This is a genomic window from Parapedobacter koreensis, assembly GCF_900109365.1.
Taxonomy (GTDB): Bacteria; Bacteroidota; Bacteroidia; order Sphingobacteriales; family Sphingobacteriaceae; genus Parapedobacter; species Parapedobacter koreensis.
On the sequence record NZ_FNZR01000021.1, the window covers coordinates 1 to 11,742 of the forward strand.

The 11,742-nt window shown below is 43.3% G+C and carries 11 protein-coding genes and 1 pseudogene; 1 reads left to right on the top strand and 11 read right to left on the bottom strand.

The features are described from left to right. Window positions 1-94: 94 nt before the first annotated feature. The 7 genes from BMW65_RS23650 to BMW65_RS23675 form a co-directional block, all read right to left on the bottom strand. On the bottom strand, window positions 95-976 hold the full coding sequence (locus BMW65_RS23650; protein WP_143054016.1) for a hypothetical protein: 882 nt from the start codon (window positions 974-976) through the stop codon (window positions 95-97). Between the two features lie 35 nt (window positions 977-1,011). Then, a complete protein-coding gene (locus BMW65_RS23655; RefSeq protein WP_143054017.1) occupies window positions 1,012-1,785 on the bottom strand; it encodes a hypothetical protein in 774 nt (257 codons plus the stop codon). A gap of 106 nt (window positions 1,786-1,891) precedes the next feature. Next, window positions 1,892-3,172 carry a sugar MFS transporter gene (locus BMW65_RS23660; RefSeq protein WP_218145505.1) on the bottom strand — a complete coding sequence of 427 codons (1,281 nt, stop codon included), beginning with the start codon at window positions 3,170-3,172 and terminating at the stop codon, window positions 1,892-1,894. 151 nt (window positions 3,173-3,323) lie between these two features. Further along, a complete protein-coding gene (locus BMW65_RS23665) occupies window positions 3,324-3,791 on the bottom strand; it encodes a helix-turn-helix domain-containing protein (protein WP_317040507.1) in 468 nt (155 codons plus the stop codon). Beyond that, on the bottom strand, window positions 3,769-3,957 hold the full coding sequence (locus BMW65_RS24630) for a hypothetical protein (RefSeq protein ID WP_245747732.1): 189 nt from the start codon (window positions 3,955-3,957) through the stop codon (window positions 3,769-3,771). The genes BMW65_RS23665 and BMW65_RS24630 overlap by 23 nt, the downstream gene beginning before the upstream one ends. Window positions 3,958-3,977: 20 nt before the next feature. Then, complete coding sequence (locus BMW65_RS23670) at window positions 3,978-4,718, bottom strand: SDR family oxidoreductase (RefSeq protein WP_090609478.1); 741 nt, start codon at window positions 4,716-4,718, stop codon at window positions 3,978-3,980. Window positions 4,719-4,809: 91 nt separating this feature from the next. Continuing rightward, window positions 4,810-5,958, bottom strand: a complete 1,149-nt coding sequence (locus BMW65_RS23675; RefSeq protein ID WP_245747731.1) for a ligand-binding sensor domain-containing protein — start codon at window positions 5,956-5,958, stop codon at window positions 4,810-4,812. Window positions 5,959-6,041: 83 nt separating this feature from the next. Between BMW65_RS23675 and BMW65_RS23680 the strand changes: the two genes are divergently transcribed. Continuing rightward, window positions 6,042-6,932 carry a winged helix-turn-helix domain-containing protein gene (locus tag BMW65_RS23680; RefSeq protein ID WP_090609479.1) on the top strand — a complete coding sequence of 297 codons (891 nt, stop codon included), beginning with the start codon at window positions 6,042-6,044 and terminating at the stop codon, window positions 6,930-6,932. 40 nt (window positions 6,933-6,972) lie between these two features. Here the strand turns inward: BMW65_RS23680 and BMW65_RS23685 are convergent, their stop codons facing one another. The 4 genes and pseudogenes from BMW65_RS23685 to BMW65_RS23695 all read right to left on the bottom strand — a co-directional run. Then, window positions 6,973-8,880, bottom strand: coding sequence for an AAA domain-containing protein (locus BMW65_RS23685; RefSeq protein WP_090609481.1), 1,908 nt, complete (start codon window positions 8,878-8,880; stop codon window positions 6,973-6,975). A 61-nt stretch (window positions 8,881-8,941) separates the two neighbouring features. Next, window positions 8,942-9,067, bottom strand: a complete 126-nt coding sequence (locus BMW65_RS24745; protein WP_262497354.1) for a hypothetical protein — start codon at window positions 9,065-9,067, stop codon at window positions 8,942-8,944. An 83-nt stretch (window positions 9,068-9,150) separates the two neighbouring features. Further along, on the bottom strand, window positions 9,151-10,233 hold the full coding sequence (locus tag BMW65_RS23690; RefSeq protein WP_090609483.1) for a serine hydrolase domain-containing protein: 1,083 nt from the start codon (window positions 10,231-10,233) through the stop codon (window positions 9,151-9,153). Window positions 10,234-11,174: 941 nt separating this feature from the next. Further along, window positions 11,175-11,742, bottom strand: a pseudogene (locus tag BMW65_RS23695) (hypothetical protein); the annotation flags it as partial.

The window sequence follows — 11,742 nt, forward strand, 5'->3', positions numbered from 1 at the left end:
TTGAGTCTTTAAGCTCGTAGAGGAAATTCTTTTATATCTCTCTTTAGTACAGAGAGTGGTTTGTTTTGTGTTTTTAATTTATAGAGGAAATATACTAATAAGGAAAATATAGCATCACTTTTTCGTCCATGATGTTGGCTTGCTGTTGAGCCGGTGAAATCGTATACCGTTTTTTACTTGGTGTATCATCCAGTTTAGCTTGGAAATAAAAGTAAAAGTCAAAAGACCCGCCAACGATCCCCTTCCCTGGGATATAGACGAACCGGTCGATCCCCCGTTGAACATTCCAGCCATCCGCCACGCCCCAATCGATAAATGTCCAGAATTGATACGCTTTATCGCCATTAATCTCCAGCTCCCTTGATAAATATTCTCTGGCAATCAGCGATCTGTCTTCCATGGAATAGCCAGTATATTGGAGCTCCAGCGGGAAGTGGCTGTTAGGGAAAAACCTGCGATGTAAGGCTTTCATTTCCCTGACGGTCAGTTTTGATTGGCCTGTATTTATCGTGCCGAAAGGAGCATTAAATTTATCGGAATATTCCCTGATATTGAATACCTCCAGCAAGCAGGTTTTGCTGACGTAGTCCTTGCCGTTTTCCCTTTTTATCAACCGGTATCGCATTGACTTTTTGTAATCCAGCGCAGCGATGGATTTCTCCCGAATCAAGCTACGGAATGCGCCATCAGAGAAAATCTGGTCGTTTATAGACCGGATATCCAGGGGATCCCAGCTTTTCCGATTGTTGAAATCGGGCAGTATGGAAAACAAGGCAAGGGTTCCATCATCAATATACACGTTGTAGAGCTCGATAGCGTTTTTCACGCCGTATAATGATGCTGTATTCAGCGTATAATGAAAAGTTTGGTAGGTACTATCGAGCATGTCAAGCATGATATACCTTTCTTGCTGCGCCCGCAAGGTATCCACAGCAATCATCCAAACCAATATGACTCCAAAAAGTGCTTTTCTCATTACTATCCGTTGAAAGCAGTTTCAAATCTCTTCTGTCACTTCAGCTCCTCGGCCAGCATGACTTTTTCTTTTAAGATATCCTGCCGCCATTCCTCTTCGGAATAATCGCGCGGATTCTTGAACCGGAAATAGAAATCATATGACCCGGCTACAATCCCCCTGTTTGGAATGTATATAAAACGGTCTATTCCCCGGTGCACATTCCATCCGTCTGACACGTTCCAATCGGTAAATGTCCAAAACTGATAAGCTTTCTCACCATTTATATCCAATGATTTGGACAAGTATTCCCGTTGTAGCAACTCCCTGTCCCGCATCACTTTCGGGCCGGCGATTATATCTAAAGGGAAACCATGGTCTATGTTGTTTCGATTATACAGATCAAGCATCTCCGCTATGGTAAAGTACTTTTGTCCGGTATTAATCATGCCGTAGACCGTGTTGAATACATCAGGATAATTTCGGATCACAAAAAATTCAAATAAGCAATATGTGCTGGCAAAGTATTTCCCATCCACAACTTTCAGTAAGGTATATCCCATTGATTTTTTAGCACTGCTGGCTTCCGTATAGGACTTTTCCCGCATCAAGTCATAGAAGGTTCTTTCAGGAACAATTTGATCGCGGATAGTTTCTATGTCGACCTGTTTCCAGTTTTGTTTGCTTTCAAAGTCAGGCAAAACAGAGAATACAACAAGAACCTGGCTATCCAGCAGGAAGGTGTTGTACAATTCGACGGTCTCGTCCACACCATATAAATCATCGGTATTCAAGGTGTACCGTGAGGTGTGGTATGCACTATCGAGCATGTCAAGCGATATATATTTTTTTTCCTGTGCCCAAGCAAAGGAAAGTATACCGTTCGTTATGAGTGTTACTATAATAAGGATTGCCACCATGGTTTTTACATGATTGCTAAGGTTTGATTTTATATCCCTCAATTGCATAATAAGCAATGAATGCAAATAACGGGATAGGCACGAAAAAACCCGCGGCCATACCGTATATATCCGAAACATAGCCCATTAATGGCGGGAATACGGCTCCACCGCCGACAGACATCACCAAAAAAGAAGCGCCTTGCTTGGTATGTGTCCCCAGGCTCCTAATGGCTAATGCAAATATTGTTGGAAACATGATGGACATGAAAAAGAAAACACCATAAAGAGCGACGAATGAAATCCATCCCAGTTTTAACGATACAACGGGCAATAAAACGCATACCATTAGCGCATAGCAAGCCAATAGGTTGGTGGGCTTAAAATACCTCATGAGCGCACTGCCGGAAAAGCGGCCCATCATAAATAGAAAGAACCCCAGGGACAAAAAATAAGGCCCATATTGCACATCAAACCTCGGATGCATATCATGATCCGTGACAAAATTGATCAGGTAGCTAAAAACACCGGTTTGGGCCGCCACATAGCAAGCCTGTGAGGCAACACCCAGTTTAAAATGTTTATTTTTCCATAACGGCTTCTTTGAAATATAGGAAGGATGCGAAGGATCTGAAATTTCCATGTCGCCACCAGGAGTAGGAGCAGCACCGTGTGCGTGTATTAAATCCTCCTCATCAATTTTAGGCAGCTTTAGCCGGGAGAAAACAAAGGCAATCGCAAGAACGGCCAATCCGATGATAGCGAAGGGAAGGATTATGGAGATCATTTTCTCTCCTTCCACATGGCTGCGGTTGCCATAGATAGATATCGCAATCAGCGGACCTACGACCCATGCAAAGCCATTGAAAGACTGGGCGATATTGATTCGCCTTTCGGCGGATTCCGGAGGGCCCAGCTTGGTGGTATAGGGGTTGGCCCCCGTTTCCAGTGTTGCCAGCCCTGCGCCGATGACCAACAGGCAAAATAAAAAAAGAATAAACGATTGGAGCGGTGCTGTACCCGCAGCAAGCAATGCACCGATACCAAAAAGGCTCAAACCGAGTATAATTCCCTTTTTATAGCCGTATTTTTTGGTATATAGACCGGCCGGTATGGCCATGCAAAAATAGGCCCCATAGAGGGAGACTTGTATGAAGCTTGACTGCCACTTTTTCAAATGCAATAATTCTTGGAAGTTCTTGTCAAGGGTATCCAGTAAGCCATGTGCGATACCCCAGGTAAGAAACAACGCGCTTATCGCCATGAAGGGTGTGGCATAGTTCACACCGTCCTTAATGAAAATTGATTTTTTACTCATAATTTTAGGCCTTTTCTTGAAAATGGAATCGGCCTAAAATAGAGAAATCCGTTGGATTATAAACAAAAAAAATGCAGGGCTATTTTGACAAAACTTTAATATTTCCCTGTAATTCATCGGGGTAGCTACAGGTGCAGTTATTCTTGGGCTTTCAGTTGAACGACTGCCTAAACGCCAAGGGCGAAAGTTTTGTCTTTGTCTTGAAGAGTTTGTTGAATGATTGAGAATGTTCAAAGCCCAATTCGTAAGCAATTTCCGAAACAGATAAATCGGTTGTAGATAATTTTTCCTTTGCTTTCTCAATGATTGCATGCTGGATATATTGCTGTGTGTTCATCCCTGTAAGTGAGCGCAGCATATCACTTAAATAGCGCTGGGATAGTTTTAGTTGTGTGCTGATATATTTAACGGACGGCAAACCATCTTTAAGACTATTTTCTTCATCAAAATAATTATTCAATAATTTGTCCAATGAAGTTATGATGTCGTGATTCACTGTTTTTCTTGTGATGAATTGGCGATTGTAAAAACGATTACTGTAATTCAGCAATAATTCTATTTGTGAAACCAATACATCTTGACTGAATTTATCAATATTACTTTTTAATTCGTTCGCCAATTTTGTAAAAATCAAGGGTGATTTTCTCTCCTTTTTCAAGCATTTCTACCGATGCTTCCCTGTAATCCACCAATGCAATCAACGGGTGTAATGGTGCAGGAAGTCCCAAAACCCGCAACAATTGAGAGATGCTTTCAATATGATTGATATTCGATTGTCGTTGCATTTCTTAGTATTCAAATGTAATCAATTTTGCTTTGACGGTCGAATAACTATATCCCCCACCTCAACATCTTTCGGCTGACTGATAGCGTAAATTACGGCATTGGCAATGGCCTCAGGATTTATTGCCATTTGTTCTACCGCCTTTGAAGCCGCTGTTTTCATCTCATCGGTCTTTACGCTTTTGACCGCAAAATCTGTTTTTATATATCCGGGCGAAATGCCCGTAATTCTTATACTTCCGTCCGATTCTTGCCGAAATGCTTCTGTAATGGTACGCACAGCATTTTTTGTTCCTGCGTAGACACCTTGTGTCGGCACAATTTTTATTCCCGAAGTTGAAATGATATTTACAATGTGTCCCGATTGTTGTTTCTTAAAAACAGGAATTGCAGCCGCCATTCCATATAAAACACCTTTTATGTTACTGTCAATCATTTCATCCCAACCCTCAATATCCAATTCGTCAATACGGCTGATGCGGGCAATCCCTGCGTTATTCACCATAATGTCTAACTTGCCATATTGTTCAACCGCAACATTTACCAACTGCATTAAATCGGCTTTATTGTTTACGTCAGTTTTAATAAATAAGGCTTCGCCACCATTGGTTTTAATTTCCTTAGCAACCTTTTCCAATTGCTCGGTATTTCTTGCACCTAAGACAACTTTTACACCACTCTCTGCCAATTTTATTGCTATGGCTTTGCCGATGCCTGCACTCGCCCCTGTGATAACGACTACTTTTCCTTCAAGGTTTTGCATATTTTCTCGTTTAAATTCTATTGCAAAAGTCTTCGTTGTTATTCGCTAAAAAGTAGCCGAACTGGTATTTCTTGTAGTCAAAAAAGAAATATCAATTAAGTTGGATAAGGCTATAGCGGTTGCCGCTTTGCTTTTTGTAAGCAACTTCGTGTACAGTACCGCCTTTAAAATCAGTAATCGTACTCCCATCATAACGATACACCCCATCTAAAGCGCCAAACCAAATGCTTCCATCATCCGCTTCCAGGATTCCAAAGATCATCCCTTCAATTGTTCTTATTATTTCGGGTGACGTCGCATTATTAGCTATCGACTTTTTATTATAACGGGAAAGTGCCCAACCTTGATTATTAGCATTTGCTGAACTAGTCCAAATGCTTCCATTTTTATCTTCGTAGATATATCCAACAAAGTTCGGCGTGAAGTTGGCAAATGTCTTACCGTCATAGCGCCAAAGGCCATCATTGCCCCCCAGCCAGATATTGCCTTTTTTATCTTCGATTATCGAACGAACGTTCGTAAAAGGTTTGCCGTCATGGGTGAAAACGGTAAATGTTTTTCCATCATAAACGAAGGTATTGCCCCTTGTACCAAACCAAAACTTGCCTGTCTTGTCTTCAATAATAGCATTAACTTCATAAGATGGTCTATCCGGAAAAGTTTTCCCTGTCCGATCTTCATTCATCGCATCTCCATTTATGGTATAATTCCGAAATGATATCCCATCATAACGGCTTGCTCCTCCAAAAACACCGAACCAGATGTTGCCTTTTTTATCTTCATAAATACTTCCAACATCATTATTAAGAAGCCCATCCCTGGTTGTAAAATTACGAAAGGATACCCCATCGTAATAGTAAACACCTGAGCCAATAGAGCCGAACCACCAATTGCCTTTGCTATCCTCTAAAACAGCAAAGAAGCGGGCCGTACTTACTTGGCTTGTGATATTGGTAAACGATTTTCCATCGTACCGAAATACACCATCAAATGCAGCAATCCAAATGTTACGCTTTCTATCTTGTATGATAGTTCGAGTGATATTGCTGGGCACGGTGGAAGTGATTGTGTCCTTGGTTTCAGACTTGATAATGGCTTTAGGTAGCTCTGTTTTGTTTGATGAGTCAGTTTTGTTTTGTCCTTTACAGGAAGTGCAAAAAACAAACATCAAGAACAAAGCATATAAATGTACATATTTCATCATTTTTTCTTTTTTATCCCGTGTGGTCTGAAAAATCATGCGAAATTAGGTTGATATCTTTCCGGCTGGGAAATCAGGATTGTAAATAAAAATGTAAACTTTGTAAATAAAATCTCAATGTGATGTTTGATAGCAGCAATCTCCGCTTCGGGAAACGCAAGTACCTATTCGGATCGGCATTACTCCTGTTTATCTCCGTAATCTGCGTGGCTTTCAGTATGGCGGGAAATGACGACTTTGATATCGCCAGGAGGGAAGTTTTGCTCCGCAGGATCGGACATGAATTACTCTTGCAGTCGGGCGACAGTACATCAAGGGTGCTCCCGGTAAAAAAGATTGCAGAAAATGAATACCAAATCAGGTTTGAGCATGATCTTACTTTTCAACCGGACTCCTTGGTGAATACTACCCAGCGTTTGTTGGCCAGAGACCCCTTCGCACGTGATTATGTTGTTAACGTGCTGAACTGTGGCAATTCCAGTGTAGTCTATGGATACGCGATATCCAAAAATAAAAAAGATGATATTGTAGCATGCATAGGAAGGGAGCAACCCAGCGCATGCTATACGATCAACATTAAATTCAAACCGACAGGCATAAATACCGCAAAGAACGGATATCTGCTGGGCAGCCTGTCATTTTTAGTCGTTGTTGGTTTTATTTTTTTGAGATCTCTTAAGCCGAGGGGCGCTTTAAATAATCATCAGCTTACTGATAGATTCACTTTAGGTTCAGTTTTGTTTGATGCACAGGAACGGCAGTTGATAGTAAATAAAACGACCATAGACCTCACTGGAACTGAAACGCGTCTACTGCTCATTTTCGCATTGTCTCCCAACGAGACAATAGCGAGAAGCCGGCTGCAAAAAGAGGTATGGGAAGATGAAGGTGTTATCGTGGGGCGTAGTCTGGATGTGTTCATATCCAAACTTAGAAAAAAACTGGAATTCGATCCGAATATCAACATCGTTGTTATACGCGGCAAAGGATATAAGCTTGAAATTAGCACTTAAGCGGACGAGGTGGCAGACTGCCTGTTACGTTCCTGGGAGATTACACATTATGCGATTCCCATACACTGCGATGCTTGGCCAAGGAGTCGATATAATCCAGAAACCCACCGTAGAAGTCATGGTGTCCCATTGTGCTACTGTCTCCGATCACAATCAGCTTTTTCCGGGCACGGGTCATGGCCACATTCATCCGCCTGGTGTCGGCTAAAAAGCCAATTTCCTGTTTTGCGTTGCTCCTTGTCAAACTGATGTAGATCACGTCTTTTTCCTGGCCCTGGAAGCTGTCAATGGTGTTCACTTGCAGCTGTTTCGTATAGGGTTGCAGGCGGTCATCCTGCGCGATGAGCTCGCGCAGATACAGCGATTGGGCCCGGTATGGCGTGATGATGCCGATGCTTGGAAAGGCTGGGTCTGTAAGCGGCATGTTGAGGCTTGTCACAAAAGAAGCGAGGTGGTTGCGTAAAAAGCGGGCCTCTTCCTCATTGGAAATGGCGTGATCAACGACGGTTTCCTCAAATCCGCCCCCGGCGGTATCGATAAACAAAATCGGGCTGTCATCGCCGCGCAATGTCCAATGGGCCACGGTCGGCGCTGCCTGTAAGTGGTCTGCATAGAAGGCCAGAGACGGGTATTTCATAATCTGGGCATTCATCCTGTACTGCACATCCAGCAGCGATACGTGGATAGGGTGCCGGGCGACTAATTTTTCGAACAAGGTGTGGTATAATCCCCCGGTGGTCTGATGGCTGGATTTGACCGTCGGGGGCAACTGGCAGTGGTCTCCTGCCAGGACGACGCGATCAGCTTTCAGGATGGGGATCCAACAGGCCGGTTCCAGCGCCTGTGCAGCTTCGTCGATAATGACGGTTTGGTACCGCCGATCGCGAATAGTGTAATGATTGGCGCCTACTAACGTAGCCGTGATCACTTGCGCCTTGGCCAATACATCCTGAACGATATAGTCCAGCATCTGATCAATCTCTTTCCGGATTTTACGCGCTTCGTCAAACAGCGCTTTCCGTTGATCCCGCTCTGCCTTTCCGAAATTACGTTTGTATTTATGTGCCATGTCGAGATATGCCCGGGCTTGCTTCTCCAGGGTTTTGATCGTTTTATGGGAGGCGTGGTTGTCCACCCGGGCATCCAATGTGAGTTCTTGTAAGTGATCCGAAACCTTCACCGGGTTGCCGATGCGGACTACCGATACGCCGACCGCATCAAGGCGTTCGGTCAGCACGTCTACGGCCGTATTGCTTGGCGCTACGATGAGGAGCTGTTGCGGCCGCTGCTTCAGGAGCGCTTGTACGGCGTAGATCAGCGTCGTCGTTTTACCCGTGCCGGGAGGCCCATGCAGGATGGATAGGGGATTTTCGCCCAGTATATGGGCTATCGCCTTGTTTTGGCTGGCGTTCAGGCTATCGTTTTCATATGCCGGGTTGGGAGGTGACTCGCGAACATCGGTTTCGCCCAGGAGCTGCCTTATCAGGTTGCCTTGTTTTTTGTCGGTAAGCGCCAGGCTGGCTTCGTCCAGTGCACGGTGCATTTCTTTGTACGAATTTTCATCAAACAGCAAGTCGACCCCGAGCCGTCCGCCACGGCTCCATGCAGGAAGTTCGTCTACCCGAAGCGAGATCCGCATGGTGTCACGGCTGGCAAATGCGATAACCCCATGAAGTCGATCCTGCTGGGGATTGTGGTTTGAAAACAAGGAAACAGGCATGCCGAACCTGAACTGATGCCCCTCTTCCGGGTGATTGGTTTTGTTTACCGTGATGGTCAGGTAATCACCCCGCCCCAATTCGCTATTCGTTATCGCAATGGGAAGCCAGGTCATGCCAAGCGCAATCCGTTCCTGCACGGAGCGCTGCAGTAACAGAGCTTCATGCTGGGCTTTATCAAAAGCTTGTTCCTGATCCAACAATGTCGCCAACTCGTTAAAATATTTCATAAGGGAATCTACAATAACAGCGCCCCCAAAAATACGGTCTTTTTTATTGGATATTCCCATTCTACTTGCACCGTTGCTCGGTATTACCGCGCGTTCGGTAGAGCGCAACATCAGCCAATTGCAACGGACCAATAAACTCCATATCGGCCCAGCTAAGATTGCACTTACGCGCTATTGGGATTATCATGGTGCAATTGTTAATTCGTAATATATTGAAGAATGACGATTATTGTCTAAAGCATGCGAATTGATCCCATACGAAGAACGTTTCTAATGATTTTCCGCTAACGCTTGAAATACCTTACCGAGGATAAAATATGCCCTTGTATGGGGGTACCAATTGCCGTATGCACCAGAAGTCATGGCGATGACCATTTTTTCCTCTGGTACAACCACCAAATGGTTTCCGCCATTTCCAGATGCCCAGAGATAATTTACTTCTTTTGTGCCAAACTTTCTTTTAGATCTGTACCAAAGCATCCCATATCCGTCGGCCAACGGATTATAGTCCCCTATGGCAGTGGAGTGTTCGACCAATAAACGATTCATATAATTATAATCGGCTAATTGCCTATCTCCCCATTTCCCTTTATTAGCAACCAATAAACCCAACTTCGCAAAATCCAGCGTGGAAATGTAAAGATTGCCGGCGGCACCAGTCTGATTTGCCGCATTAGTATACCAGTAAAATTCTTTGATTTCCAGAGGGTCAAAAACTTTTTGCCTGGCATAATCCCTCAGGCTCATACCGGATTTTTCTTCGATGATAGCTCCAATCAAAACAGCATTGATGTCTGCATAGACCCATTTTTCCCCTGGCTTGCTAGATAATGGAATGCTTAACAAATAGCTTACCCATTCGTCCTTTGCTACCCATTTTCCTTCGCTACCAGGCGTTTCAGGGTTGTCAGAGTCAGCATCTAAACCTGAAACCATATTCAGCAGATGAATCAGCTTGACCTTCTTATAATCTTCGTGCATAGAAGGGTATTTCTCCTTAGGAAAGAAAGAGTAGACATCCTGATCTAAATTTTGTACCAGTCCGTCTTTGATGGCTACGCCCAGGAGTAAGGCTGTAATACTTTTTCCGGCAGACCGGATATCATGTATGTGATTCCGCCAAAATGTATTGTAGTAATTCTCCAGCACAATCTTATTGTCTTTAATAACAATCAATCCCCTGTAGTCTCTTTGCCTGAATTTGGAAAGCGTATCATTAAGCGCATTAATGGAATCTTTGTTGAAACCAGCATCCTCCGGGCTAATAGCAGGAAGATTGGGTATGGCTTTCATTTGCGCATATGTGGAAAACGACAAGGACAAAAGAAAGAGGATAAGGAATTTTCGTTTCATATGAAAGCGCCTAGCTATGAACTTACGTTTTTCAACATCAAATTATCCTATTTCCGTTTGCATGAGTCCAGATTGAACTGGACATAAAGGTAGAAGATTGCATGGTAATTTCCAAGTGATTGGTGATTAAACTACATGAATGACTGTCGCTATTTTCAGGAGGTAGCTGTTTTCAGGAGGGAAGTAAGCAGGTTTTTGACCAAAATTATGGTTAGGTTTAGCCTCTTACTTTATAACCAGGGATACGAACGGGCTTAAGCTGCTCCAAATTCTCAGACATCCCCTCGAATCTATTACTTTTTTCGGAGCGAACAACTAATACCCGTTTAACCGCCAAAGGCTGTAATTTAGCCGTTGCTGCTCGGTTATTCGCTGTATTAGTTCGTTTCTGAAAAGATGCTTTCATATTGTCTTACGATTCCCTTTTTTTCTTTCTCCCTAAGCATAGGGATTACAAACTGGCATATACAAAGCGTGCTATGGCAAGAAATTGCGTTTGAGACATTGAGCTCGTAGAGGAAATTCATTTTAATATCTCTGCCTCCGGCAGAGTAGGAAACAGTATTGCGTTATTTAATTTATAGAGGAATCGGTGTATCTCGTTGGATATCCATGGGCCAAATCAAGTTTATCCCCCTGTTTAACGGATGTAGAAGTTTTCTCTTTAGGCTGTCCACGGCCAAATAGAAGAAAAACCGGCAAAATTATAGCTATAGAAAGATCGGTTATACTATTCCTATTTAATAACAAGTGATTGCTATTTAAATTTTCGCTTCATTATTTAAATAACTAACTTTACTATTTAAAATTTTATAGCATATTTTAAATAAGGCGGGTGAGTACTTAAAAACAAAGCCCATGAAAGATTTCAATTCGGGAACTCATATTTCTGATTCCTTTGCCGAAAGGCTGCGTTAAGTATTATCACATCAACCTCACCATCACCTCAGTTCTTCTGCCAACATGACCTTTTCTTCCAGCACGTTTTGCCATAGCTCGTCCCTGGTTTTGGTATGGCGGTCTCGCCCCTTTTCGATGAAGCCCCAATTCTCCTCAAACAGGAAATAGAAATCGTAAGAGCCGCCAACGATTCCCTTATCCGGAATATAAACAAACCTATCAATGCCCCGGTGGAGATTATAGCCGTCGTGATTTCTCCAATCCGTCAACGTCCAGAACTGGTAGGCCTGTTCTCCGTTGATTTCAAACACCTTGGATAGATACTCACGTTGAACAAGCCACCAATGATTCAGGTAAGTCCAGGGGAGCCTAACATCAAGCGGGAATGATCCCTGAAATGGAAATTCGTCCTGCTGATCGAAAACCTTTTCCATTTCCCTAATGGATATCGGTTGCTGGCCTGTATTTAGTGTTCCGTATGGGGTATTGAATCTAGAAGAATGCTCCAAAGCATAGAAAAACTCGGCCAGGCAATGATTGCTCTTGAAATACTTACCGTCTTCTGTTTTCACCAAACTATACTGCATCGTTTTCTTATCCGCACTGCTT

Excerpts from the sequence above, each read along its gene's own strand:
- BMW65_RS23680 (WP_090609479.1), top strand. The coding sequence starts at position 6,042 with ATGTTTGATAGCAGCAATCTCCGCTTCGGGAAACGCAAGTACCTATTC.
- BMW65_RS23685 (WP_090609481.1), bottom strand. The coding sequence starts at position 8,880 with ATGAAATATTTTAACGAGTTGGCGACATTGTTGGATCAGGAACAAGCT.
- BMW65_RS23670 (WP_090609478.1), bottom strand. The coding sequence starts at position 4,718 with ATGCAAAACCTTGAAGGAAAAGTAGTCGTTATCACAGGGGCGAGTGCA.
- BMW65_RS23655 (WP_143054017.1), bottom strand. The coding sequence starts at position 1,785 with ATGCTCGATAGTGCATACCACACCTCACGGTACACCTTGAATACCGAT.
- BMW65_RS23675 (WP_245747731.1), bottom strand. The coding sequence starts at position 5,958 with ATGATTTTTCAGACCACACGGGATAAAAAAGAAAAAATGATGAAATAT.
- BMW65_RS24630 (WP_245747732.1), bottom strand. The coding sequence starts at position 3,957 with ATGCAACGACAATCGAATATCAATCATATTGAAAGCATCTCTCAATTG.
- BMW65_RS24745 (WP_262497354.1), bottom strand. The coding sequence starts at position 9,067 with ATGATAATCCCAATAGCGCGTAAGTGCAATCTTAGCTGGGCCGATATG.
- BMW65_RS23690 (WP_090609483.1), bottom strand. The coding sequence starts at position 10,233 with ATGAAACGAAAATTCCTTATCCTCTTTCTTTTGTCCTTGTCGTTTTCC.
- BMW65_RS23660 (WP_218145505.1), bottom strand. The coding sequence starts at position 3,172 with ATGAGTAAAAAATCAATTTTCATTAAGGACGGTGTGAACTATGCCACA.
- BMW65_RS23650 (WP_143054016.1), bottom strand. The coding sequence starts at position 976 with ATGAGAAAAGCACTTTTTGGAGTCATATTGGTTTGGATGATTGCTGTG.